Genomic DNA, 24,822 nt, shown 5'->3' with positions numbered 1-24,822 from the left:
ATCAAGCTTGAGTACCTTGCCCGTTCCTCACAACAAGAAACAGGGATGGCGCAATGGAATTCCGATCGATGTTCGCTCCGGTGCGACGAAAACGCACCGTGTTCACGATGCTCTCTCTTGCCGCGCTGGCCGCTGCGGCCGTGATTGCCGGCTGCGGTGGCTCGTCGTCCGATTCAACGCCGGTGTCGACGGCCACGCCGTCGGACGCAGCCACGGCTGACGCCAACATCCAGGCCGCGTGGGTAGAGATCGGCGATAGCAACCAGGCTGTCGTGCGCGCTGTCACGAGCTACACGAACAGCGCCTCGCCCGTCGACAGCTCGGTCTGCCCGCTGCTGACGGTGGACGGCACCTCCACGCGCATGACGCTGCGTGTGGCCGCCGGCACCCCCGCACAGCGCACCACGGCCAGCGCCGCCAGCGATTCGAAAGCCTCGTCCTTCCCTGTAAACGCCTGCGAGGCCACCGTGGCATCCACGGCCAAGGCCGCGTCGATCGGCGCGCGCGTGCTGCCCCTGCCGAAGGCGAACCCGCAGCGCGTGGTGATCCTGGCAGACACCGGCTGCCGCATGAAGAAATCGAGCAACACGTTCCAGTCGTGTAACGACTCGCTGTCGTGGCCGTTTGCCAGCGCTGCTGCCACGGCCGCCAAGATGAATCCCGACCTCGTCCTGCACGTGGGCGATTACCACTACCGCGAAAATGCCTGCCCGCCCGACGTGGCCGGCTGCCAGGGCAGCCCGTGGGGCTACGGCTGGGATACGTGGCAGGCTGACCTCTTCCAGCCCGCCGCCCCGCTGATGGCCGCGGCCCCGTGGGTGCTGGTGCGCGGCAACCACGAGGAATGCGCGCGCGCCGGCCAGGGCTGGTACCGCTTCCTGGATCCCCGCCCATACTCGGCCGACCGCTCGTGCGACAACCCGGCCAACGACACGGCAGCCAACGCTTCAGACCCGTACGCCGTCGCGCTCGGCAGCGATACGCAGGTCATCGTGTTCGATTCGGCCAAGGCGGGCACGACGGCCTTGGCGACGACCGACCCGTGGTTCCAGACGTACCAGAAGCAGTTCAGCACGGTTGGCACGCTGGCCGCCAAGCCGGGCGTGATGTCGATCTTCACCAATCACCATCCGATCCTGGGTTTCGTGCCCATCGCAGGCAGCACGCCGCTGGGCGGCAATGCCGCGCTGCTGTCGGTCATGAACAGCCTGAACGCCACGGCGTATTACCCGCCGGGCGTGCAAGTCGCGCTGCACGGCCACGTGCATGACTTCCAGGCCATCAACTTCACGAGCAACCACCCTGCGACCATCGTTGCAGGCAACGCGGGCGATTCGCTCGACGTGGCCCTGCCCGATCCGTTCCCTGCGATCAGCCCGGCTTCGGGTGTGACGGTTGGCAGCATCTCGCACAACAACTCGTTCGGCTTCATGGTGATGGACCGCCAGCCAGCGCCCGCCAAGGGCTGGTTGTTCAAGGCCTACACCGTGGCCGGCAAGCTGCTGACGACGTGCACGCAGAACGGCACGAGCCTGGTGTGTGACAAGACCGGCTTCGTCGCACCTTGAAGCGCCTGAGCATTGCGCTGTGGGTCGCCGCTGCGCTCATCCCGGGCGTGGCGGCGGCCGAATCGATCGGCATGACGCCCAGGCTGGACGCCGTGCCGCCGCCTGCCGAGTCGACCGCGTTCAAGCCGGACCCGAACCTTGTCGCGCTCGGCAAGCGGGTGTTTTTCGACCCGCGCCTGTCGGAGCCGCAAGGAACGTCGTGCGCGGCGTGCCATGACCCGGGTCGCGCCTTCGCGCCAACGCTGAAGGGCGAGGCACTGCGCATCGGTGTGCCGGCGGGCAGCCGCCCCGGGCATGTGGCGGCACGCAACGCGCCGTCGCTGCTGTATCTGCGCTACATCCCGCATCGCTATTTCTTCCAGGACGACGACGCGAGCTTCCCGTCGCCGTTTGGCGGCTTCTTTGCCGATGGCCGTGCCGACTCCATCCCCGAGCAGATCCGCGGCCCGCTGTTCAATCCCGACGAGATGGGCAACCGTTCCGCGCGCGACCTGCAGCGCAAGGTGGCCGGCACGGACCTTGGCCTGGCGTTGACGAAACAGTTCGGCGCCAATGCGGTGCGTGAACCCGAACGCCTCGTCGCCGCGTTGGGCAAGGCGCTGGAGGCGTATTTCCAGAGCGACGAATTGGCGCCGTTCACCTCGCGCTTCGATGATTTCCTGCGCAAGCGCACGCCGCTTTCCGTCGCCGAGATGCGCGGCCTCGCCCTGTTCCGCAATCCGGACAAAGGCAACTGCGCGTCGTGTCATCTGATGGTGGAATCGTCATCGCGTCCGGAGCGCTCGCTCTTTACGGATTTCGGCTACGACGCGATCGCCGTGCCGCGCAATCCGCTGCTGCCCGCCAACAAGGACCTGCGCCACTTTGACGTGGGGCTGTGCAAGACCGCCCATAAGCTCAAGTGGCCGGAGCCCGATCAGTGGTGCGGCTACTTCCGCACGGCCGGCCTGCGGAATGTGGCGGTGCGCCAGACGTTCATGCACAACGGCGTGTTCCGTACGCTACGCGACACGGTGGCGTTTTATGCCACGCGCTCGACCGACCCCGCGCAGTGGTATCCCGGCGGCAAGCGTTTCAACGATGTGCCCGCCAGATACCAGGGCAACATCAACGTGAATGCCGTGCCGATGAACCGCCGCCCCGGCACCACGCCTGCGCTGACAGAAGACGAGATCGACGACATCGTTGCCTTCCTGCGTACGCTCACCGATGCGCGTTATGAGGCGCTGATGCCCGATCCGGCGGCGGACAAGGCGCGCTCCGCGCATGCGCCCAAGGCGGCCGCGCAGACGATCGCTGTTGACCGGCAAGCTTCCAATACGCGGTAACAACTTCGTCGCACGGCCAGCGGCTGTCTGATTGACGGCGGCTGGCCGAGTGCCGATCATGGAGCGTTTCATTTTCGACCCGTTCGCGCCATGACTACCCTATCCCGCCTCTTTGCTGCTCTGTCGCTGGCCGTCGCCGCCACCGGGGCGCTCGCCCAGACTCCCACCGCCCCCAATGCCGGCCTGCCCGTGGCCGACCTGACCATCGGCATGTACAAGGTCAAAGCCGAAGTGGCGGCCACCCCGCAAACGCGCGAAACCGGCCTGATGTTCCGCAAGACCATGCCCGATACCGCGGGCATGCTCTTCGTGTTTGATGAATCCGCCGGCCACTGCTTCTGGATGAAGAACACCGATCTGCCGCTGTCCATCGCTTTCATCACCGACGACGGCACCATCTCCGACATTGCCGAGATGAAGCCGCAGACCGAAGACAACCACTGCCCCACCAAGGCCGGCAGCTACGCGCTGGAAATGAACAAAGGCTGGTTTGCACGCAAGGGCGTCAAGCCTGGCATGAAGGTGGGTGGGCTGCCGCGCTGAAGCCCACGCATATTCAATAACAGAGAGGAGACCGCCGCATGCATGCTTTCGACAACAACCGTCGCCGCTGGATGCAGCAGGCCGGCGCGCTGGCCGTGGGTGCGGGCGCGGCGTCGGCAGGTCTGCCGCTTGGCGCCTTGGCCGCCGATGCACCCAAGAAGGGAACGCGGTTGATCCTGCTGGGCACGGCGGGCGGACCGACGCCCAAGAAGAATCGCTCGGCGCCGGCGCAGGTAATCGTCATCAACGGCGTGTCGTACGTGGTCGATTGCGGCAACGGTGTCGCACGCCAATACGTGACGGCGGGCCTCAAGCTCAAGGACATCCGCCACGTCTTCATCACGCATCAGCACTCCGATCACAACGCCGATTACGGCACGCTGATGCTGCTCGCCTGGGCCACCGACCTGACCGGCCCCGTCGACGCCTGGGGCCCGCCCCCGCTGGCCGCGATGACCACCAAGTTCCTTGAGCTGTACGACTACGACATCCGCACCCGCATTGCCGATGAGGGCCGCCCGCCGCTTGCGCCGATGCTGCATCCGCACGAGCTGACCGAAGGCGGGCTGGTCATGCGGGACGCCAACGTGAAGGTGACGAGCGCGCTGGTCAAGCATCCGCCGGTGTCGCCGGCATTTGCGTTTCGCTTCGATTCGGCAGACCGCTCCATCGTCATCTCCGGCGATACGGCGCCGAGTGAGAACCTCGTGCGGCTCGCTTACGGCGCCGATGTGCTCGTCCATGAGGTGATGCACCTGCCGTCGCTCGACAAGCTGTTGTCCACCGAGCCCAATGCAAAGACGCTGCGCGAGCATTTGCTGGCGAGCCACACCTCCACCGAGGAAGTCGGCCGCATTGCCACCGAGGCCAAGGTGAAGACGCTGGTGCTGTCGCACTTCGTACCCGGCGGCTATCCGTTCCTCGAAGATTCAGTCTGGCTGGATGCCGTTCGCCCGCACTTCAAGGGCGAGATCATCGTCGGGCACGATCTGCAGGAAATTTAAGGACGGCCGCTGGTTGCTTCGCTGCAATCGCGGTAGAGCTGATTGCGGCTGCCGGGCAGGGTCTCGTCGGCGAGGAAGCCGGTGGGGCCCTTCGTCCACCACACATACTGGCCCGACGCGTAGCGCGCACCGGAAGCGGCCATCACGTTGGCAAACACGAGCGTCTTGCCGTTCAGTGTCATGGCGGCCAGCGGCGTATCGCCCACCGTCATGTATTTCACGAGGAGCGTCTTGCCGCCTTCGCACGTGTAGCGCACGTCGTGCGGGTCCTTGATCGGCAATGCGGAATACGCACGCGCCTGATCGATCGCCTTGTTGAGCCCCGCCTTGGCAAAGTCGAGCGCGGTATTCAGATCGTCGGACGACATGCCCGGCACCGGCGACTGCTGCGCGGTGGCAATACCGCTAAATACGCCAGCGCCCAGCGCCAGCCCAAACATCACTGCGGTTGCAAAACGACGCATGGATCCGTCTCCTGGGAATGGTCGGCGCAAGCCGGTTAGTCTGCTGCGTCGCTGTCAGGTTCTGTGGGCTTGAGCACAAATGCGGTCGGCTCGACACGTTGGGGCAGCTCATCGGACAGCGCACGCGCGGCCTCGGCAAAGCACTGCACAAGACTATCTGCCAGCGATGACGGCGCGTGATGCTCGGCACGCATGGCGCGCACGTCAAACGTCTGCGCCGGCTCCAGCGCGAACAGCGCGATGCGCTCCATGCTGCCGGTGGCGGCTGTGAACTGATCGAGCATCGTCACGCCGAGCGACTCCTCCACCAGCGAACGCGCCAACGAATACGTCTGCACTTCCAGCGTCGACTGCGGCGCCAGACCGCCACGTGCCAGCGTCTGCCCGACCAGCGAGCCCAGCGATATCTGGTCTTCCAATCCGATGAAAGGCTTCTCGGCAACGAGCTTGTGCAGCGCGCGGCCATCCGTCTTGCCGCCGACCCAGGCGCGCGGTGTGGCCAGCAGGATGCGGCCCTGCGCGACCGGCGTGGTGCTGATGGCCGGATGCACAGGCGGCGCAAAGGCAAAGCCGACGTCAATGTCCTGCGAGAGCAAACCCTGGACAATTTCAGCCGTGTGATGCGTGAACACGCGCACCAGCGTATCGGGATGCCGCTGCGAGAAACGCCGCACGGCAGGCGCCAGGATGCTGGGCGCGAGGCTGGGCGTCGCGGCCACACGCAAGCGCCCCGCCCCCTTGTGGCGCAAATTGGCCGACACGCGCCGCACGCGCTCGACCTCCTGATACAGCCGCTCGACTTCGCTGAACAGTTCGAACGCCTCGGCGGTGGGCTGTAGGCGCCCCTTGGTGCGGTCAAACAGGCGAAAGCCGAGTTGCAGCTCGGTGTGCTGAAGCACGCGCGTTACCACGGGTTGCGACACGTTCAGCATGCGCGCGGCCTCGCTGACGGTCCCGACCAGCATCACGGCGCGGAAGACTTCAATCTGGCGCAGACGCATGGCCGCCGGTCCTCACAATCCGAATAGGGAAGCGCCGATTGTGACATCCAGCGCTGGTCTTCGGCTAGGCGGGCGCGGGTGTGGCGGAAACGCCCTCCGCTTCCAGCGCATCCAGAAACACGCGCACCTTGCGCGGCACCAGCTTACGGGCGGGCATCAGCGCGTAGACGCGCAGCGCGGTCAGCTCGAAATCCGGCAGCACGCGCACGAGCCGCCCGGCCGCGACTTCCGTATCGCCCACGGAGCGGGCCATGCGCGCCACGCCCAGGCCACGCACGGCGGCGCGGGCGCGCATTTCGGCATTCAAGGTCTGCAGGCGCGGCTGGATCGGGACTTCGATGGGCTCGACCGCGGGCTGGCCGACGGGGCGGAAAGCCCAGCTCGCGTCGTCGGGGCCGGACAGGCACGGCCAGCCGGCAAGGTCAGCGGGCGTCTTGAGCGGCGGGCGTTCCGCCAGCAAGGCCGGCGACGCATACAAACCGCGCGGGATCAGCACCACGCGACGCGCCACGAGCGACGAATCCGGCAGCATCTGGTCGACCATCACAAAGACGATGTCGTAGCCGCTGGCCAGCAGGTCAGGCTGCTCCCACGAGATGTGCACCTGGATTTGCAGATGCGGATACTTCTCAAGCGTGCGGCACACGGGTTCAGTCAGGTGCTGCGCACCGACTTCGTACGGCGCGGCGATGCGCAGCGTGCCGGCCACGGTTTCGCTGGCTGCGGTGGTGTCGGCGTGCACTTCGCGCAGGCGTTCGAACAACGGCGCGATGTCGTCGTAGAAGTGCGAGCCCGCTTCGGTCAGCCGCAACTGGCGCGTGGTGCGCGTCATGAGCCGCACGCCCAGCCCGGCCTCCAGCCGTGATACGGCGGCGCTGGCGGTCGATTTGGGGATGCCCAGCGCCTCGGCGGCGGCGGTGAAGCTGCCGGCCTCCACCACGCGGCAGAAGGTTTCCCAGTCGTTCCACTCCATTGTTCGCATGGCTGGACAGTGTTCCTAGAGTTGGCCGTTTATCCGGCTGGCGGGCAAGTTTATGCTCGGGCACATGTCGCTGCAAATCCTCAAACCCGCGTCGCTGCGGGCGTTTCCCCACTTTTCTTCGGCGCGCGTCCACGCATTTGGACTGGCGTTGGGCCTCTCCACAGGCCTCGATTTTGTCTCTTCGCAGATGTTCGCCGTGGCGGGCCAGCACATCCAGGGCGGTGTGCACGCGAGCCCCGAGGCGTATCTGTACGCCGTCACAGCGTATGCCGTGGCGGCCGTGGTCGCCAACCTCGCCATCGGCCGCATTGCCGCGCACGTGGGTTATCGGATGTATTCGCTGGTGGGCATCGTGCTGTTCGCCATCGGCTGCGTGGTGTGCACCCAATCCAACAACATCGGCGAACTGGTCATCGGTCGGACCATCCAGGGCCTGGGCGCGGGCGGCTTGTTTTCGGCATCGCGCATTCTGGTGCAGCTCACGACCGAACCCGATGAGCGCATTCCTCCAATGCTGATGTTCAGCGTCGGCCTGTTCGGGCTGACCACGATTGCGCCGTGGATCTGCGCCGAGGTGCTGGAGTACAGCGAATGGCGCGTGATCTTCTGGATCGAACTGGCGCTGGCCGGCGTCGCATGGATGGCGATGTTCCTCCTCCCGCCCGAACACCATCAGCCTCGCACACGCGCTGCACGCCGCCCCGATGAAGCGCCGCCCCAAGAAAGCCAGTGGGATTGGGTTGGCGTAGGTGCCATGGCCATCGGCGCGCTGTCGTTCCTTATGGGTCTGTCTGAACTGCGCTACAGCCGGCTGACGGCCTCGCCTTTGATTCCGCTGTTGTTGCTGGGCGGTGCGGCTTCGCTGCTGCTGGCCATCCACCGCCTGCGCACGCACCCGGATCCGTGGCTCGATCTCTCACGCCTGAACGGCCGCCGCTACCTGTGGGGCATCGGTTTCTACGGCATCTATTACTTGATGAGCGGGTACTGGTCGTACCTGTTTCCGGCGGTGTCGCAAGGCGGCCTGGGCTTTACGTTCCGCACGACCACGCTCTTTTTGATGATCAGCGGGGCAGTGTCGACGGTGGTGGCCGTGGTCATGACGGTCTGGTTGCCGTTCTTCTTCCGCAAGCGCCGTTTCATTGCCATTGGCTTTGCGGTGTACGCCGCAGCAGCGCTGCTGCTGGCGACAAGCCTGATGCCGGGTGCGCCGGACTATGCGTTCTTCCCCGTGTCGGTCCTGGAAGGCATCACGCCCGGCGCGGTGATGATCCAGGTCGCGATGATGACCTACCTCGATCTCGACCGCGAAGACTTCGCGCACGGCTATCAGATGAAGAACATCGCGCGCCAGTTTGCGACCGCGGTGGGCACCGGGCTGGCGGCTGTGTCACTGCAGACGCAGCAGGCGGAATCGCGCTCGCTGATCGTGGCGCACGTCACGCGCTTCACGGCAGACCTGCAGGCCGCCAACCCGCTGACGCCCGAGCGCCTGGCTAGCTTGTCCGCCGAGATTGATCGACAAGCCACGCTGCTGGCCGGTACGCAGCTCTTCAGCTGGTTTGCGGTGGCGTGCGGCGTGTTTGCCGTGCTGGTGTTGGTACAGCGGTCGTTGCGCTAAGCGCGCGCATCACGACTTCTGCACCGCGTATCTCCCCGGCCCTGTCGCGGCCAGCAGGAACAGACCGCCCATGATGCTCAGGTTCTTGAAGAACTGGATCTTGTTGGCGGCTTCCATGGCGCCTTGCATATCCCAGTAGGAATGGGCGATGAACGACGTGCCGAGCACGAATAGCGCCATCAGAAGGGCCAGCGGCCGCGTCCACAGGCCAATGAGCAAGGCGATGCCCACGCCAAACTCCATGACGACGGCAACCGCAGCAGCGACCATCGGCATGGGCGCTCCGGTGCTGGCCATGTAGCCGACCGTGCCTTGGAAGCCTGTCAGCTTGCCCCATCCGGACATCACGAACAGCACCATCATCAGGATGCGGGCGAGCAGGATCAATTCGTCGCGCCAGCGTTGAATGAATGCGTCCATCGCGGCCTCCCCAGCCAGCCTTGGTGCATCCAGTCTAGGCGCTGGAATTGCCAAGTGTGGTTTCGAGCGCATCGAGTACCGCCTGAATCACACCGTGCCGCACATGCTCTTTTCGCTCGATCATGCCGACGGCGCGCACGGGCGTCTGAGGCGGCATGGGCAGGACGCGTAGAGCCGGATCGCTCTCCCAGCTCGCCCGGCGCAGGCGCGGCACTAGCGTCACCCCCACCTGCTGGCGCACCAGCTCGACAATCGCCTCGATTGAATTGACTTCGATGAATTCGTTGACCGCCATGTGCGTCTTGCGCAGGGCACGGTCGATCAGCGCGCCGGTGCGCACCGCGCGGTCGAAGCGTAAAAACGGATGGGTGCGCAGAACTTCCTCGGCGCGACCCCGTGTATGGCGGCCCGCTACCACCACCAGGGGCTCGGTATAGAGCGGGTGCCAGGCAAGGTTTGCAGGCAGGCGTTCCAGGTGTTCGACCACCAGCGCACCATCCAGCTCGCCGGCTTCCACCTGCTCTGCCAGTTCACCCGATTTGCCAGTGATGAGCCTGACGTCCAGCCCCTTGTGCACCTGCTTGAGGCCCGCCACCGCATGTGCCAGCGACCCCATCACCGAGACCACCGCGCCAATCGCCACGGCGCCGGACAACTCCGTCTGCGGTTCGTCGCCGATGCGCATGGCGTCGTACAGCGCCAGGAGGTGCTCGGCTTGCGGCAGCAGCGCGCGACCATGCGCGTTGAGGGTGACAGTGCGCCCCGACCGGTCAAACAGGTCACGGCGCAGTTCGGTTTCCAGCGCACGCATCTGCAGGCTCACCGCGGCCTGCGTCAGCGCAACGCGCTCGGCGGCGGCGGCAAACGAGCCATGGCGTGCCACGGCAACAAAAGTGCGGAGGAAGCGGACGGTACTCACGGCAGGGTGCGTCGTATTCTCAAGTTTTTCTTAAGCAGCATCGAATGAATTTTAACTTTATTAAATTCGGCGCACCGCAAATAATCATTCGTCAAACATTCCCGCTTATTCGCGCTTAAGCCCCATGTCCCACCGCTTCGATTGGCAAAACCCGTATCCCACCGTCCGCATTCCGCTGTTTGCGCGCAACGTTGTCTCCACGTCTCACCCGCTGGCCGCGCAAGCCGGACTGCGCATGCTGCTCGCGGGCGGCAGCGCCGTGGATGCGGCCATCGCGGCGGCGGCCATGCTGACCGTGGTCGAGCCTGTCTCGTGCGGTCTCGGCAGCGATGCATTCGCCATCTTGTGGGACGGCGAGGCGCTGCACGGCCTGAACGCCTCCGGCACCGCGCCGCAGGCCTGGAACCTCGACTACTTCCGCAACAAGTACGGCGAAGACGCCAACGGCAACCCCAAGCGCCCCATGCGCGGCTGGGACGCGGTGACCGTGCCCGGCGCCATCTCCGCCTGGGCTGCACTGCACGAACGCTTCGGCAAGCTGCCATTTGCCGATGTGCTGGAACCCGCCGCCGAGATTGCCGAGCGCGGCAACACCATCGCGCCCATCGTTGCGCACAAGTGGGCAGCGGCCATTCCCGAGCTGCATAACCAGCCCGGCTACGCGCAGGCCTTCATGCCGCACGGCCGCGCGCCGGAAGTGGGCGAAAAGTTCAAATTGCCCGACGCAGCCGCCACGCTGCGGCGCCTTGGCCAGACCAACGGCCGCGATTTCTACGAAGGTGCACTCGCCGAGCGCATTGCCGCGTACTCGCGCGAATGCGGCGGCGGCATGACCGCACAAGACCTGCGCGACTATCGCCCCGAATGGGTCAAGCCGATCACCAAGCGCTACCGCGGCTACGACCTGCACGAGATTCCGCCGAATGGCCAGGGCATCGCCGCGCTCATCGCGCTGGGCATTCTCGACCGCTTCGACCTCGGCGCCCTGCCCGTCGACTCGGCGGATTCGCAGCATCTGCAGATTGAAGCGATGAAGCTGGCGTTTGCCGATCTGTACAAATACGTGGCCGACCCGCGCTCGATGGAAGTCACGCCCGAACAGATGCTCGACGACGCGTACCTCGATGCACGCGCCAAGCTCATCGATATGGGCCGCGCGCAGATGCCGACCTTCGGCATGCCGCGCGCCGGCGGCACGGTATACCTGACGGCCGCGGACGAGAACGGCATGATGGTCTCGTTCATCCAGTCCAACTACATGGGCTTCGGTTCGGGCGTGGTGGTGCCTGGCACCGGCATCAGCCTGCAGAACCGTGGCTTCGGATTCTCGATGGATGCGCGCTCGGCCAACGTGGTGGAAGGCGGCAAGCGGCCGTTCCACACGATCATCCCCGCGTTCCTGACCAAGGATGGCCAGCCGCAAATGAGCTTTGGCGTGATGGGCGGCGACATGCAGCCGCAAGGCCACCTGCAGACGCTCGTGCGCATGCTCGATTACAAGCAGCAGCCGCAGGCCGCGTGCGACGCGCCGCGCTGGAAGGTCAACCGCGATTTCACGCTCGACGTGGAAGGCACGATGAACGCCAAGACCGTCGCCGCGCTGGAAGCACGCGGGCACAAGCTCGAATCGGTGGCCGATCCGTACATGGATTTCGGCTCCGGCCAGTTCATCTGGCGCCTGTCGGACGACGCCGATCACGGCTATGTGGCCGCCAGCGACAGCCGCCGCGACGGCCACGCGGTGGGCTTCTAAAAAAAGGCCGCCGCACCAGCGCGCTGACCCGTCGGACCGGGCGGGCAACGCGCTGCAGTTCCCATAAAAACGATCCCGGCCGGCACCAAAGGAACCCTCATCATGACCGCCCCCTCCGCGGCAGGCACTGCTGCGCCCGCTCGGCCCGCAACAACGAGTGCAGCACATGCACGCCGCATCGTCATTTCGTCGTCGATCGGCAATGCGTTGGAGTGGTACGACTTTCTCGTTTACGGCTTCTTCGCATCGATTATCGGCAAGCTGTTCTTTCCGGCCGATGACGAATGGGTCTCGCTGCTGTTTGCGGTGGGCAGCTTTGGCGTGTCGTTCATCACGCGGCCTGTGGGCGCGATCGTGCTGGGTATGTATGCCGACAGGAAGGGGCGCAAGGCGGCACTCACGCTGTCGATCCTGCTGATGATTGTCGGCACGTTGGTGATTGCCGTGATGCCGAGCTACCAGCAGATCGGCATCGTGGCGCCCATCACCATCCTGCTTGCACGCCTGGTGCAGGGCTTTGCGGTGGGTGGAGAATTCGGCAGCGCCACGGCCTTCATGGTGGAGCACAGCACGCGCGGGCGCGGGTACTACGCAAGCTGGCAATTCGCCAGCCAGGGCATTGCCACCATTCTTGCGGCGGGGCTGGGGGCGCTGCTCACGGCATCGCTCTCGCCGGCCGATCTGGAAGGCTGGGGCTGGCGGCTGCCGTTCATCTTCGGCCTGCTGGTCGGCCCGGTGGGTTTCTACATCCGCCGCCATCTGGACGAGACGCCCGAGTTCGTTGCGGAGCAGAAGAAGACGACGGTCGACCCGCAAGCTTCCTTCAAAGCGCAGTGGATCAACTTGCTGCTTGCGGTGGGCGTGGTGGCGCAATCGACTGTGTCGGTGTATGTGCTGCAGCTCTACATGCCCACGTACGCCGTCAAGCAGTTGCATTTGCCGGCGGCGCAGTCGTTCGCGGTGGTCGTGCTCAACGGCGGGCTGCAGTTTTTGCTCTCGCCTGTGATGGGTGCGCTGTCGGATCGCATTGGCCGCATCCGTATCATGCTCACCACATCGGTGCTGATGATCCTGCTGATCTATCCGATGTTTGCGCTGTTGCGCACGTATCCGACCATCGGCGCGCTGCTTGCGCTGCAAGCCGTGTCGGGCATCTTCAAGGCCGCGTATTCAGGCCCAATGCCGGCGCTGATGTCGGAGATCTTTCCCACGCGCGTGCGCTCGACTGGCCTGTCGCTCGGCTACAGCCTGGGCGTCACGCTGTTCGGTGGGTTCGCGCCGTTTATCGTCACGTGGCTGATCCACACCACGGGCGATACGCTGGCGCCGAGCTACTACGTGCTGACCGCGGCTGCGGTAAGCGGCATCTCGCTGACGGTCATCGCGCTGCGTCGTCGCAAGGCAGTGCGCGCTGCCTGAGCATTTACGCTTTCTTTACGCAGCGTCACGCCCCTTTTTCACGCTTTTTACGAGCGAATCGATACGGTGTCGTCATGTTCAACGACATGGCGACGCGGGCCGTCGCCAACTCATCATGGCGCGATCGATGCTCCTGTCTTCGCTGGTTCCGCAATTGCTGCCGCCTTCGCCGGCGACCGTGCCCCGCGCGGTAGCGCTGCCGGCACGCCAATATGTGTGCCTGCGCGTGACGGTGCCCGGCGATGCACCGGATGCAATTCGCCGGCAGTTGCATGCGCTGCTCGGCAACACGCTCGGGCTGTACATCGTCCGGCATGACGCTCGCCGCAAGGCAATCACCGTTGATTTGGAACTGGCTCATGCAGATGTGGAAGCGGTAATTGGCGCGCTGCTGCGTGGCCTGCCCTGTGCCACGCTGGGCCGCATCACGCCGCTGTGCATGTCGCGCGGGCGCGCGATCGCGTCGCTGCACTGAGGCGCGCCATGTTCTCGGGAATCTGGATTCCGCTGGTCACACCGTTTCACCGCGATCGCGTCGACACCGCCGCACTGCGTCGATTGGTGCGCCATTACCAAAGCACCGGTGTGTCGGGTTTCGTCGCACTCGGCACGACGGGCGAAGCCGCGCTGCTCTCGCAAATCGAGCGCTATACCGTGCTGGAAGCCATCGCCGACGCTTGCGACGATCGCACGCCCTTTCTGATAGGCGTGGGCGCGGCCGATACGCGCGAAGTCTGCGCGCAAATCCGACACTACGAGCGTTGGAACAGCGCGGGCTACCTGGTGCCACCGCCTTACTACGTCTGCCCGTCACAGGCGGGATTGCGCTGGCATTACGCACAAGTCGCCGCCAGCACGACCCGCCCGGTCGTGCTCTACAACGTACCCAAGCGCACGGGCGTCTCGATCGCGCCGCAGACCACGCTGGTGCTGGCCGAGCAAGCCAACATCGTCGCCATCAAAGAATGTGTGGCCGAGCATTTCGGCGCGTTGCAAGGCGGGCCGCTGGATGTGTTGAGCGGAGATGACGGCGCGCTGCTCGATTGCCTGGCGCATGGCGGCACGGGCGGCATCCTGGCCGGTGCGCATGTGCGGCCTGAGCTATTCGTGGCACTCGTGGCGCACCACCGCGCGGGTCGCATCGACGAGGCCCGGCACTTGGCCAATGCACTGGCACCGCTGGCTGCGCTGCTGTTTGCGGAGCCAAACCCGGCGCCGGTCAAGGCACTGTTGTCGGCGCAGGGAAGCATTGGCGCAGATACGCGCGCGCCGATTCTGCCGGTATCGGAATCGCTGCACCGCCGCCTCGTGGCAGCGATGCACGCGTTGGAAAACGTCGACGCGGATTGCGCGCTGCGACTGGTCTACAGAGCGACGGCCGATCAGGCGCCCTTGTACCAGGCCGCATTGAACGGCGCGCCGTGGCGCGTGTAACGGGTGCCGCGATGATGACGGCGCACGTTGGCAGGTGCCGGCGCGTCGTTGTCTTCCAGGGCCTCGCGTTCGGCCACCGTGCGGGCGCGCGGCTGCTGCACTTGCGAATACACACGTTGTTCCATCCGATCACGCGCTGCCGCAACGCGGTCGGGTGATGCGGGTTGCGTGGCAGCTTCCGCGGGCGCAGGCGCCACTGCCGACGCCGGCGTGGCTGCGTTGGCAGGCCCGGCAGCCATGGCAACGCTCATCGCATCACCGGCCTGGGCGGCCGTCGGCGTGTGCCCGGCAAGGCTCTTCACCCAGGGCGCGTGGTACATCCCAACGTAGATGGCCCCCGTCACGGCAATCAACGCGGCTGCAACACTGCTGAATGCACCGCCGACTACGGCCCCCGACACGCGCTCCCACCAGGGCTTGCGCTCTGCGTCGGCCTGTTCCACATCCGACACCTCGGTCGGATCAACATGGGTGGCAGCCAGATGCGACGACTCTGCGGCGTTTGGTGGTTGAGCAGTGATTGAAGCAGGCAAGCGCATGGTAAGAACTCGAAATAATGGATCGGCAGCGTCATCTGCTACCGAACGTTATTCGGGAACCGCCGCATGTCATCTGTGTGACAGCCGGACGGAGGATGAGCAGCCTTGGTTAGCAAGTTTCCTGCCGGGCTTTGTGCGATGCCGCAAAACGCCGCCAGCCCTTGCCGTTGCTCGCACCAGCCCTGCGTACAGACGATTCGGCAGCGCGGCGGCATGCCCGTACGTACGCACAGCAGGTAGACTTTGCAAAGTTTACCGGGTGTGACGCCCGGAATGACCCTGCCCTACTAGCCTCACAGGCCTCTCAAGGAGAACATCGTGCGTTGGGATGACATGCGCGAAAGCAATAACGTCGAGGATGAGCGCGCCTCCTCTGGCGGCGGCTTCGGCGGCGGCGGCATGCGGCTGGGCATCGGCGGCATCGCAATCGTCGCCGTCGTGGGCTTGCTGATGGGCAAGAACCCGCTGGAAATCCTCAGCATGGTGATGCAGGTATCGCAGAACGCGCCGACGCAATCCGCGCAGCACAGTCCTGCCCGACCCACCGGCGAGACCGACAACGACCGCAGCAAGCAATTGGTTTCGCACGTGCTGGGCGACACCGAAGACACCTGGACGCAACTGTTCAAGCAAGCCGGCCGCGCGTATCAGCCGCCCAAGCTGGTGCTGTTCCGCCAGGGCATCCGCTCAGGCTGCGGCGACGCCACTTCGGCAGTTGGCCCGTTCTATTGCCCGGCCGACACCAAGGTCTACCTTGACCTCGGCTTCTTCGATGAACTGCGCCGCAAGTTTGGCGCCCCGGGCGACTTTGCCGCCGCGTACGTCGTCGCGCACGAGGTCGGCCATCACGTGCAGAACCTGCTGGGCGTGTCGGAGAAGGTCAACCGCGCGCAAGCCGGTAAATCACCGGCTGCAGCCAATGCGCTCTCGGTCAAGCTGGAGCTGCAGGCCGATTGCCTGGCCGGCGTGTGGGGCCACTTTGCACAGCAGCGCGGCCTGCTGGAGCGCGGCGACCTGGAGCAGGCGCTGACCGCCGCGCACGCCATCGGCGACGACACGCTGCAGCGCAACGCCGGCCGCAGCGTCACGCCCGACGCCTTCACGCACGGCACGTCTGAGCAGCGCATGCACTGGTTCCGCCAGGGCTTCGATGGCGGCGACCTTCGCCAGTGCGATACCTTCCGCTCCGGAGCGAATGCCTGATTGCCGATCAGCGCCCACCCGAACAATCCAGCAGCGCGCCCGTCACGTAAGACGCCGCATCGGAGAGCAGCCAGACGATGGTCTCGGCCACTTCCTGCGGCGTGCCGGGCCGGCCGATCGGCGTGGCGCCGCCCAGGCGCTGCGCCCGATCGGGCTGGCCGCCTGAGGCGTGAATATCGGTCTCGATCAAACCGGGGCGCACGGCATTGACGCGCACGCCATCGCGCCCGAGTTCACGCGCCAACCCCAGCGTCATGGCGTCGACAGCACCCTTTGATGCGGCGTAGTCGACATACTCGTGCGGCGACCCCAGCCGCGATGCCGCCGACGACACATTCACCACCGAACCGCCCACGCCACCGCGCGACGTCGACAGCCGCCGCGCTGCCTCGCGCGCTACCAGAAAGGCGCCCAGCACATTCGTCTCGAACATCGTGCGCAGCCGGTGCGTGGTCATGTCGGCCACGTCCTGAGCCTCCGCCACGATGCCGGCGTTGTTGACCACGCCATGCAGCGCGCCAAAGCGCCCCGTCGCGGCCTCGAATAGCGCGATCACATCTTCATCGCTCGACACATCGCCCTGCACCGCCAGCGCGTGGCCGCCCGCCTGTTCGATCAGCCCCACCGTCTCTTCCGCCGCCTGCCGGTTGCCGCGATATTGCAGCGCGACAGACCAGCCGCGTTGGCCACACAGTACCGCCGTGGCGCGGCCGATACCCCGGCTCCCGCCGGTAATGACGATGGTCTTGGACATGCCGATCTCCCGATGTGTTGTTGTGTCCGCAATTGTGCCGAGATGCCGCGTTTTTGACATCGAGGGATGTGTCCGAATCCGGCGAACCCATGCGACTCGACAGGGCTAGACTAGCTGCCAAGTCACCCGATCACTACCATGCATCTCGACCACAACGCCTGCTACCACGCCGTGCAATCGCGCGATCGTCGCTTTGACGGCTGGTTCTTTGTCGGTGTGACATCCACCGGCGTATATTGCCGCCCCGTGTGCGCGGTTCGCACGCCGCTGGAAAAGAACTGCCGCTTCTTCACCACGGCAGCCGCTGCGGAGCGCGCGGGCTTTCGGCCGTGCCTGCGCTGCCGGCCAGAACTGGCACCGGGGCACAGCTTGGCCGAGATGTCGTCGAGCCTCGCGCGGGCCGCCGCCCGCATGATCGACGAAGGCTTTCTGCAAGAGCACGACCTTGCCGCGCTTGCCGCAGCCGTGGGCGTGACCGACCGCCACTTGCGCCGCATCTTCCGCGCCGAGTTCGATGTCTCGCCGATCGAGTACGCGCAAACGCAGCGCCTGCTGCTCGCCAAGCAACTGCTGACCGATACCGCCATGGCCGTCGGCGATGTCGCCTTTGCGGCCGGGTTCGGGAGCGTGCGCAGGCTGAACAGCGGTTTTATCGAGCACTACGGCTTTGCGCCCACGCGCCTGCGCTCGCGCACGACGGCACCGCGCGCCGAGGACGGCCCCACGCTCATGCTGGGCTATCGCCCACCGTTTGCGTGGCAGGCATTGCTCGAATTCTTGCGCGCCCGTGCGATCGATGGCGTCGAAGTGGTCGACGCCGACAGTTACGCACGCACGATCACCGTCGACTACGCCGGAGCGCGGCACATCGGCTGGCTTCACGCGCGCAATGTGCCGCAACGCCATGCGGTGGCGCTCACGCTGTCGCCCAGCCTGCTGCACGTCATGCCGCCCGTCCTGGCCCGCGCGCGACGGCTGTTCGACCTCGATTGCCGGCCCGATCTGGTGGACGCGCACCTCGGCACGCTGGCTGCCGAAACGCCAGGCCTGCGGGTGCCGGGCGCCGTGGACGGCTTTGAGATTGCCGTACGTGCCATCGCCGGGCAGGTCATTTCGCTGGTGCAGGCGCGGCGCATTCTCGGGCGCATGACTGCCGTGTATGGCGTGCCGTTGCCGCAATTGCGCGAAGGGCTGTCGATGGCGTTTCCGAGCGCTGCCGCATTGGCAAAAATTGATGCGCAAGCGCTGTCGGCGCAGACCGGTCTGCAAGCCAGCCGCGCCGCCGCCGTCGTCGAGCTGGCCCGCGCCATCGACGGCGGGAGCCTGCGGCTCGAACCCCTGGTGCCGCTCGCGCCCACGCTGGCTGCCTTGCAAGCGCTGCCTGGTGTCGGCGAATGGACAGCGCAATACATCGCCATGCGCGCGCTGGGCTGGCCGAACGCATTTCCCCTGGGCGATTACGTCCTGCGCAAGCGCCTCGCCAACGAAGACGGCGCGCTTCCTACGCGCCGTGCCATGGTCGAGCGCGCAGAACCGTGGGCGCCGTGGCGCGCGTATGCCGCCATGCATCTCTGGCACCGCGAGGATGCGCTCACCCAACCCGCTTCGCATTGACCGACCGCCATGTACCGCCACACCTTTGCCTGCCCGCTCGGCGATCTGCTGTTGACCGCGACCGACACCCACCTGACCGGCGCGTTCTTTCCCGGCCAGAAGACGATTCCCGTGCAGGCCGCGCGCATGTCGCCAGGCGCGGAGGTGCCAGTCATCCGCGAGGCACAGGCGCAGTTCACCGCGTACTTTGACGGCAAGCTGCATGACTTCGATCTGCCGATGGCTCCCCAGGGCACGCCGTTTCAGCAAGACGTCTGGCGCCTGCTGTGCGACATCGCATTCGGCAGTCGCACCACGTACGGGCAGATCACCGCGCGCCTGGGGCTCACACGCGAACATGCGCGCGCGGTGGGCACGGCCGTGGGCCGCAACCCGATCTCGATCGCCATCCCGTGCCACCGTGTGGTCGGCGCGGATGGCGCGCTCACGGGCTATGCCGGCGGCTTGCCGCGCAAGGCCGCGCTGCTGCGGCTCGAAGGACATCCCGCGCAGGTTGGCGAACGTCTGCCCATGGCCGACGACGACCGCCAAGGCACGCTGGCACTGCTACCTGCATAAAACTCAAATCACGCGGACAATGCGCGCACAGCACCCCAACAACGATAACGAGACCCCTTCATGCGCCGCTCCGACGTGCTCGAACTCCTCACCCTGGCAGCCCTATGGGGCGGCTCCTTCCTGTTCATGCGTGTGGCAGCGCCGCCTTTCGGGCCGGTTGCGCTCATTGCGCTGCGCGTGGCGATTGCTTCGTGCTTTCTCGTCCCAATGCTCACCTTGCGCGGCGGCATGGGCGCGCTGCGCACGCACTGGCCGCATCTGCTGGCCGTGGGCGTGCTGAATTCGGCCATCCCGTTCTGCCTGTTCGCCTATGCCGAACTCACGCTCACGGCGGGCTTCACCTCGGTGCTCAATGCGGCGGCCCCCTTGTTTGCGGCCATCGTCGCTTTCACCTGGCTGGGCGAGCGGATGTCGTCGCTGCGCGTGCTTGGATTGGCGATCGGCTTTATCGGCGTCATCGTGTTGGTGGGCGGATCGTCTGTCATCGACGCAAAACAAGGCGGCGTGGCGGTAGCCGCAGCGCTGTCGGCCACCGTGCTGTACGGCGTGGCCAGCAGCTACACCAAGCGCTTCCTGACCGGCGTGCCGCCGCTGGCCGTGGCGACCGGCAGCCAATTGGCCGCCACCATCGTGCTTGCACCGCTGGCCTACTGGTTGTGGCCCGCGCAGACGCCCACCGGCGGCGTGTGGTTGCACGTCATCGCCTTGGGCATCGCATGCACGGGCGTCGCCTATATCCTCTTCTTCCGCCTTGTCGCGCACGTGGGGCCGACGCGCGCAGTGTCGGTCACCTTCCTGATCCCGGTGTTCGGCGTGCTGTGGGGCATCCTGTTCCTGGGCGAGCAGTTGACGCTCAACATGGTGATCGGCTGCGCGGTCATCCTGCTCGGCACGTCGCTGTCGACCGGTGTGTTCGCACCCGGGAAAAAAGCCCATGCAAATGCGGCGACCGTGGCAAAGGATAAGGATCCGCTTCTGCGTTCCGGTCGTTGAGTAGCCGCGTTGATCGTGCCCCGGTGGTCGGGGCACTGCCCGGATCGATCAACACCCATTGAAGCCGGCGCTTAAATCCGTGGCTGATTTCATAAGCATGCGGTTATGCCTTCTGCGCCCTCACATTGCGAAGGAATTTCCCGCCGATTCCTGCCGCGCGACAAAGCGTTGGCACCGCTGCGATAAATCGTCGATTTGTAATGAATACCCTGTCGTGCTGGCCCCTGTGAAATTTATTCAATGGCGTCAGCATTGACTCTCCAGCTCGATTTAAAAAATCTGCAAAACTGAAGTAGACAGCTGAAACATCGACCAGCGCGCACTCGATCTTAACGATCCGATAATCCGATTTGAGAAACTTGCATCATCGAAATCGGATTTCCGTGCGCGTTGCGCAGATTTTCTTTGTTATGCTCGCCATCGGTCGATGAGGGGCGTGCAAGGGAATGGCATATTTGCTGCAAAGCAGCCAAATTCCCAATTGCCGGCGGGTTCTCCGCTGCACAGCCGACTAAGCACGCTCCATCAAATACGTTGGATACGCGCATGCTGGACGTCTACCTGAATAAGCATCTGATCGGTCAGCTATCGTGCGGCCGCAGCGGTTGGGCGTTCGAATACGATTCTCGCTGGCAGGCTTCGTCGCAGGGCTTTGATCTGAGCCCGCACCTGCCACGCACCGCCGGCAATATCGCCGACACGGCAAAAGCCCAGCCGGTACGCTACTTTTTCGAGTACCTGCTGCCTGAACCGGCACGCAACACGCCCAAGGCCGCCGCCGCCGCGCTGGAGCATCTCGCGCAAGCGGCGCCGCATCTGGATGGCCCGCTGGCCCTGGTGCCCGCCGGCCTCAAACCATGCAGCGGCCGCGCAGACGGGCTGTCCGAGCGCGATCTCGTGCTGCAGTTCCAGCAAACCGTCGGGCGGCCACCCCGCAGCACGCCGCTGCATGTGGCCGAACCTCGCGCGCGCTACGGCACCGACGCTGCCGCGACGTCCGAAGAAATCAGCCTGCCCTTTCTGTCCTCAAACGGCCTGCCGGTATCGATGTGGCTCGGCCGGTTTTCCGCACCGGCCAATGCCGCTCAATCGAGCCACTTCGTGCGGCTGGATCTGGGCGAAGGCGCGCACCTGCCGTACGCCACCATCAACCACTGCTGGGCGACGCTATTGGGCCGCAGCATCGGGCTGGACACGCCGTTCATCGGGCTGCGCCAGTTTCCCGAAACAGCCGCCGTGGTGCAGCGCCTTGATCGCACCCTGCGCTGCAAGAGCGACGATACGGCGCTGGTGCAGGCGCGCTATGTCGTCTCGGCAGTGCAGCTGCTGGGGCTCTCACCCAAACACCGCTTCCTTCCGATTACCGTCGAGCAGGTCGCGCAATGCGCGGGCCTGTGCGCAGACCCGGCTTCCGCTACGGCCGCGCTGTTCCGCTGGATGGTGTTCTGCCTGCTGATCGGCGGGCGCAATGCATCGGCCGGCACACTGCATTTCCACATCGGTGCGGACGGCGTCCGTCTTGCGGCGCACGACCACCTCTTCTGCGCGGCGGTTTACGCCAACGAATGGAATGCCGATGAACTGGCGCCGGACGCACAAGCGCGCTATGAGTCCATCGACCAGGACGCCCTGCTCGCCCTGGCCGATCACCTCGGCTACGACGCCAGCCAGGCGCGCCGCGAGTTGCTGCGACTGATCAGCATGCTGGCGCCGCAGTCTTCATTCGTGGCGACGCATCTGTCACAGGCACTTGGGCATTCGCCGACACGCGCCGCCGAGATCGATTTCCTCGCGCGCATCCACCGCCATGTGTCCGAAACGGCACGGCGGCTGGGCGGCAAGACTGCCGAGGTCTGAGCTGAAGCGCGAGGCTGGCGCCCCAACAAACTTAGAGCGCGGCCAGGCTGACCGTGCCATAGCGGGCGTAGCCGTGCGCGGCCAGCGTATCCATGGCCTCAGCCTCGGCGCGGGCAAATGTCAGCGCGAGCGTATCGGGGCTTCCTGCCCCGCTGGCGAAGGCCTGGTAGGCCGCGAACGCCTCGCGCGGCGACACACCACTGCGTTCAAGCACGCGCTGCGCGGCCTCGAGCGCCGCACGAATCGCCGTCTCCCCGGGCGGGGCATCGCGAAACGCTAGCTGTAGACAAAACGTCGTCGGATTCATCCGCGTTTCGATGTTCGATTCACTGGAACAGCACACCTGACCCAGTCTAGGAAAGCGCCTACCGAGTGCCAAGCGTGGCGCTCGCCCCTGAGCGTGTTCCACCCAACGCGAATGATCGACCTCGGGATGCCCCCGGGTGCACATGCCGTAAATCGCGTTGCATAATCGAATCGATTGACGAAGCAACGACTTTGTTGGCGCCGCCACTACGACAGGAGACATCGATGATCACGCCCCCCATCCGGTTGAAACGCACCGCAGTTGCTTGGCTGCTGGCCAGTGCAGCCTTGCCGACGTTCGCGCAGATTCCGTTCAGCCCTGGCGGCACGTCATCCACGCCTGCACAGGCTGCGGGCGCCACGGCCGGCGGGATCGACGTGGCGCAGATCAAACCGGCGGTGGATGCCGCGGTCAATGCCGAATACGGTCAGCTCGACCTGCTCTACAAAGACATCCACGCGCATCCGGAACTGGCGTTCCAGGAAACGCGCACTGCGGCCACGCTCGCAGCGCAGATGCGCAAGATCGGCTTCGACGTGACGGAGCACGTGGGCAAGACCGGCGTGGTCGCGGTCTATCGCAATGGGGCGGGCCCGACGATCCTGGTGCGTACTGAACTCGACGCACTGCCGATGGAGGAGAAAACCGGTCTGCCCTACGCAAGCCATGTCCATACGAAATGGCGCGGCGAAGACGTGGGCGTGGCGCATAGCTGCGGGCACGACGTACACATGGCGTCGTGGGTCGGCACGGCCAAGACGTTGGTCTCGCTCAAGGACCGCTGGCACGGCACGCTGGTGTTCGTCGCGCAACCTGCCGAGGAAACCGTGACGGGCGCGCAGAGCATGATCGACGACGGCTTCTTCAAGCGCTTTCCCAAGCCTGACTATGCGTTTGCGCTGCACACGGGCCCGGGGCCCTACGGTTCGATCGTCTTCAACAGCGGTCCGATCACGTCCAACTCCGACGGGCTGGAGATTACGTTCAAAGGCCGCGGCGGCCATGGCTCTGCACCCGACAAGACTATCGATCCGGTGATGATGGCGGCGCGCTTCGTGGTCGATCTGCAAAGCGTAATCAGCCGAGAGAAAGATCCGCAGGAATTTGGCGTGGTGAGCATCGGGGCCATCCAGGGCGGCAGCGCCGAGAACATCATCCCCGACAGCGTTCTGCTGCGCGGCACGATTCGCTCATACAAGCCCGCGGTGCGTCAGAAGATGCTCGACGGCATCCGCCGCACGGCCAAGGCCGTCACGGAGATGTCGGGTGCGCCGGACGCCGAGATCAAGATCACCGAGGGCGGCAAGGCGGTCAACAACGACCCGACCGTGGTTGCGCGCACCGAGGCGATGTTCAAGACCGCCTTTGGCAACGACCGCGTGCTGCGCGTGCCGCCCATCACGGCTAGCGAAGATTTCTCGGCGTTTGTTGACGCGGGCATCCCGTCAATGTTCTTCTTCATCGGCGTGAATGATCCGCAGACGTTCTTTGCCTCGCTCAAGCCGGGCGCCAAGCCGCTGCCGACCAATCATTCGCCACTGTTCGCGCCCGTGCCGGAGCCGTCCATCAAGACGGGGGTGACGGCGATGTCGCTGGCGGTACTCAATGCGCTGCAATGGAACAAGGCGTCGGGCCAGTAAGCCGGCGTTGATATGGGCGCGGCCCGTCTTGGCTGCCGAAGCGGCCGCGCTTTTGATTTTTCCGGAGGGGATTCCATGTTGAACCGTTTCATCCGCACGAGCGCCCTGCTGCTGTGCGCCTGCGCCGCGGCACCCGCCCTGGCGCAAACCACGCCCGCCACCCCGGCCACCAACCGTCTCGACGAAATCGTCGCGCGTGGGACGCTGCGCGTCGGCACCACTGGCGACTACAAGCCGTTTACTTACAAGAACCCCGCCGATGGCCGCTTTATCGGCCTGGACGTCGAAATGGGCGAGCGCCTGGCCAAAGCACTCGGCGTGAAGCTGGAAATCGTGCCGACCACGTGGTCGACGCTGATGCAGGACTTTGCGGCCGACCGCTACGACATCGCCATGAGCGGGGTGTCGGTCACGCTGGAACGACAAAAGAAGGCGTTCTATTCGATCCCGTATCAGCGCGACGGCAAGACGCCAATCACGCGCTGCGAGAACCAATCGAAATACCAGACGCTGGCGCAGATCGACCAGCCCAATGTGCGCGCGGTGGTCAACCCGGGCGGCACCAACGAGAAATTCGCGCGCGAGCATCTGAAGCAGGCGCAGATTCGCGTGTATCCGGACAACGTGACGATCTTCAACGAGATCGTCGCTGGCCGCGCAGACCTGATGATGACCGACGCGGTGGAAACCAAGCTGCAGCAGAAGCTGCACCCGGAGCTGTGCGCCGTGCACCCCGAAGCGCCGTTCGATTTTTCTGAGAAGGCTTACCTGCTGCCGCGCGACGTGGTGTTCAAGAATTTCGTCGACCAGTGGCTGCGGCAGACCGCCGAGAGCGGTGAATTCGCCAAGCGCTTTGATGCGTGGCTGGCGTATCCGTGGAATACACCGGCCAAGTAAGCGG

At 65.3% G+C, this 24,822-nt stretch carries 24 protein-coding genes; 16 read left to right on the top strand and 8 right to left on the bottom strand.

Annotation, left to right across the window (positions count from 1 at the left end):
- Positions 1–53: 53 nt before the first annotated feature.
- From BM136_RS15185 to BM136_RS15170, 4 genes are all read left to right on the top strand, one after another.
- Positions 54–1,568 carry a metallophosphoesterase gene (locus tag BM136_RS15185; protein WP_092972708.1) on the top strand — a complete coding sequence of 505 codons (1,515 nt, stop codon included), beginning with the start codon at positions 54–56 and terminating at the stop codon, positions 1,566–1,568.
- Positions 1,565–2,896, top strand: a complete 1,332-nt coding sequence (locus BM136_RS15180; protein ID WP_092972706.1) for a cytochrome-c peroxidase — start codon at positions 1,565–1,567, stop codon at positions 2,894–2,896. The genes BM136_RS15185 and BM136_RS15180 overlap by 4 nt, the downstream gene beginning before the upstream one ends.
- Positions 2,897–2,986: 90 nt before the next feature.
- Complete coding sequence (locus BM136_RS15175; RefSeq protein WP_092972704.1) at positions 2,987–3,439, top strand: DUF192 domain-containing protein; 453 nt, start codon at positions 2,987–2,989, stop codon at positions 3,437–3,439.
- 38 nt (positions 3,440–3,477) lie between these two features.
- Complete coding sequence (locus BM136_RS15170) at positions 3,478–4,443, top strand: MBL fold metallo-hydrolase (RefSeq protein ID WP_092972702.1); 966 nt, start codon at positions 3,478–3,480, stop codon at positions 4,441–4,443.
- Here the strand turns inward: BM136_RS15170 and BM136_RS15165 are convergent.
- The 3 genes from BM136_RS15165 to BM136_RS15155 form a co-directional block, all read right to left on the bottom strand.
- Positions 4,440–4,907: an MliC family protein gene (locus tag BM136_RS15165; protein ID WP_092972700.1), complete on the bottom strand. Its 468-nt coding sequence runs from the start codon at positions 4,905–4,907 to the stop codon at positions 4,440–4,442. The genes BM136_RS15170 and BM136_RS15165 overlap by 4 nt on opposite strands.
- Before the next feature lie 35 nt (positions 4,908–4,942).
- Positions 4,943–5,908, bottom strand: a complete 966-nt coding sequence (locus BM136_RS15160) for a LysR family transcriptional regulator (protein WP_092972698.1) — start codon at positions 5,906–5,908, stop codon at positions 4,943–4,945.
- A gap of 64 nt (positions 5,909–5,972) precedes the next feature.
- Positions 5,973–6,881: a LysR family transcriptional regulator gene (locus BM136_RS15155; RefSeq protein WP_092972696.1), complete on the bottom strand. Its 909-nt coding sequence runs from the start codon at positions 6,879–6,881 to the stop codon at positions 5,973–5,975.
- A 73-nt stretch (positions 6,882–6,954) separates the two neighbouring features.
- Between BM136_RS15155 and BM136_RS15150 the strand changes: the two genes are divergently transcribed.
- Complete coding sequence (locus BM136_RS15150) at positions 6,955–8,511, top strand: MFS transporter (RefSeq protein WP_092973014.1); 1,557 nt, start codon at positions 6,955–6,957, stop codon at positions 8,509–8,511.
- Positions 8,512–8,520: 9 nt separating this feature from the next.
- Here BM136_RS15150 and BM136_RS15145 read toward each other — a convergent pair whose 3' ends face one another.
- The gene (locus tag BM136_RS15145) at positions 8,521–8,931 is read right to left on the bottom strand and encodes a DoxX family protein (protein ID WP_092972694.1); all 411 of its coding nucleotides are present in this window, start codon (positions 8,929–8,931) and stop codon (positions 8,521–8,523) included.
- Positions 8,932–8,965: 34 nt separating this feature from the next.
- On the bottom strand, positions 8,966–9,850 hold the full coding sequence (locus tag BM136_RS15140) for a LysR family transcriptional regulator (RefSeq protein ID WP_092972692.1): 885 nt from the start codon (positions 9,848–9,850) through the stop codon (positions 8,966–8,968).
- A gap of 124 nt (positions 9,851–9,974) precedes the next feature.
- Between BM136_RS15140 and BM136_RS15135 the strand changes: the two genes are divergently transcribed.
- From BM136_RS15135 to dapA, 4 genes are all read left to right on the top strand, one after another.
- Complete coding sequence (locus tag BM136_RS15135; protein WP_092972690.1) at positions 9,975–11,603, top strand: gamma-glutamyltransferase family protein; 1,629 nt, start codon at positions 9,975–9,977, stop codon at positions 11,601–11,603.
- Between the two features lie 102 nt (positions 11,604–11,705).
- On the top strand, positions 11,706–13,022 hold the full coding sequence (locus BM136_RS15130) for an MFS transporter (protein WP_092972688.1): 1,317 nt from the start codon (positions 11,706–11,708) through the stop codon (positions 13,020–13,022).
- A gap of 127 nt (positions 13,023–13,149) precedes the next feature.
- Entirely contained in the window at positions 13,150–13,497 is a 348-nt protein-coding gene (locus BM136_RS15125; protein ID WP_092973012.1) for a hypothetical protein, read from the top strand.
- Positions 13,498–13,505: 8 nt separating this feature from the next.
- The gene (gene dapA / locus BM136_RS15120) at positions 13,506–14,456 is read left to right on the top strand and encodes a 4-hydroxy-tetrahydrodipicolinate synthase (protein ID WP_254775682.1); all 951 of its coding nucleotides are present in this window, start codon (positions 13,506–13,508) and stop codon (positions 14,454–14,456) included.
- On the opposite strand, the gene BM136_RS15115 is transcribed toward dapA, so the two are convergent.
- Positions 14,405–14,995, bottom strand: a complete 591-nt coding sequence (locus BM136_RS15115) for a hypothetical protein (protein ID WP_092972686.1) — start codon at positions 14,993–14,995, stop codon at positions 14,405–14,407. The genes dapA and BM136_RS15115 overlap by 52 nt on opposite strands.
- A 318-nt stretch (positions 14,996–15,313) precedes the next feature.
- Here BM136_RS15115 and BM136_RS15110 point away from each other — a divergent pair, with 318 nt between their 5' ends.
- The gene (locus tag BM136_RS15110) at positions 15,314–16,198 is read left to right on the top strand and encodes a KPN_02809 family neutral zinc metallopeptidase (RefSeq protein ID WP_092972684.1); all 885 of its coding nucleotides are present in this window, start codon (positions 15,314–15,316) and stop codon (positions 16,196–16,198) included.
- A 7-nt stretch (positions 16,199–16,205) separates the two neighbouring features.
- Here the strand turns inward: BM136_RS15110 and BM136_RS15105 are convergent, their stop codons facing one another.
- A complete protein-coding gene (locus BM136_RS15105; protein ID WP_092972682.1) occupies positions 16,206–16,952 on the bottom strand; it encodes an SDR family oxidoreductase in 747 nt (248 codons plus the stop codon).
- Positions 16,953–17,090: 138 nt separating this feature from the next.
- On the opposite strand from BM136_RS15105, the gene BM136_RS15100 reads away from it, so the two are divergent.
- The 4 genes from BM136_RS15100 to BM136_RS15085 all read left to right on the top strand — a co-directional run bounded on the left by BM136_RS15100 (position 17,091) and on the right by BM136_RS15085 (position 21,974).
- Positions 17,091–18,566, top strand: a complete 1,476-nt coding sequence (locus tag BM136_RS15100; RefSeq protein WP_092972680.1) for a DNA-3-methyladenine glycosylase 2 family protein — start codon at positions 17,091–17,093, stop codon at positions 18,564–18,566.
- Between the two features lie 9 nt (positions 18,567–18,575).
- Entirely contained in the window at positions 18,576–19,124 is a 549-nt protein-coding gene (locus BM136_RS15095) for a methylated-DNA--[protein]-cysteine S-methyltransferase (protein ID WP_092972678.1), read from the top strand.
- A gap of 60 nt (positions 19,125–19,184) precedes the next feature.
- On the top strand, positions 19,185–20,117 hold the full coding sequence (locus BM136_RS15090) for a DMT family transporter (RefSeq protein WP_092972676.1): 933 nt from the start codon (positions 19,185–19,187) through the stop codon (positions 20,115–20,117).
- A gap of 546 nt (positions 20,118–20,663) precedes the next feature.
- Positions 20,664–21,974: a HipA N-terminal domain-containing protein gene (locus BM136_RS15085; protein WP_092972674.1), complete on the top strand. Its 1,311-nt coding sequence runs from the start codon at positions 20,664–20,666 to the stop codon at positions 21,972–21,974.
- A gap of 31 nt (positions 21,975–22,005) precedes the next feature.
- On the opposite strand, the gene BM136_RS15080 is transcribed toward BM136_RS15085, so the two are convergent.
- Positions 22,006–22,281, bottom strand: coding sequence for a hypothetical protein (locus tag BM136_RS15080; protein WP_092972672.1), 276 nt, complete (start codon positions 22,279–22,281; stop codon positions 22,006–22,008).
- Between the two features lie 224 nt (positions 22,282–22,505).
- Between BM136_RS15080 and BM136_RS15075 the strand changes: the two genes are divergently transcribed.
- Positions 22,506–23,921 carry a M20 family metallopeptidase gene (locus tag BM136_RS15075; protein WP_092972670.1) on the top strand — a complete coding sequence of 472 codons (1,416 nt, stop codon included), beginning with the start codon at positions 22,506–22,508 and terminating at the stop codon, positions 23,919–23,921.
- Positions 23,922–23,996: 75 nt separating this feature from the next.
- Positions 23,997–24,818, top strand: a complete 822-nt coding sequence (locus BM136_RS15070) for a transporter substrate-binding domain-containing protein (RefSeq protein WP_092972668.1) — start codon at positions 23,997–23,999, stop codon at positions 24,816–24,818.
- The last annotated feature ends 4 nt before the right edge of the window (positions 24,819–24,822 follow it).

The organism is Ralstonia sp. NFACC01 (genome assembly GCF_900115545.1).
GTDB lineage: Bacteria > Pseudomonadota > Gammaproteobacteria > Burkholderiales > Burkholderiaceae > Ralstonia > Ralstonia mojiangensis.
This window is presented reverse-complemented; position numbering and strand designations above follow the sequence as displayed.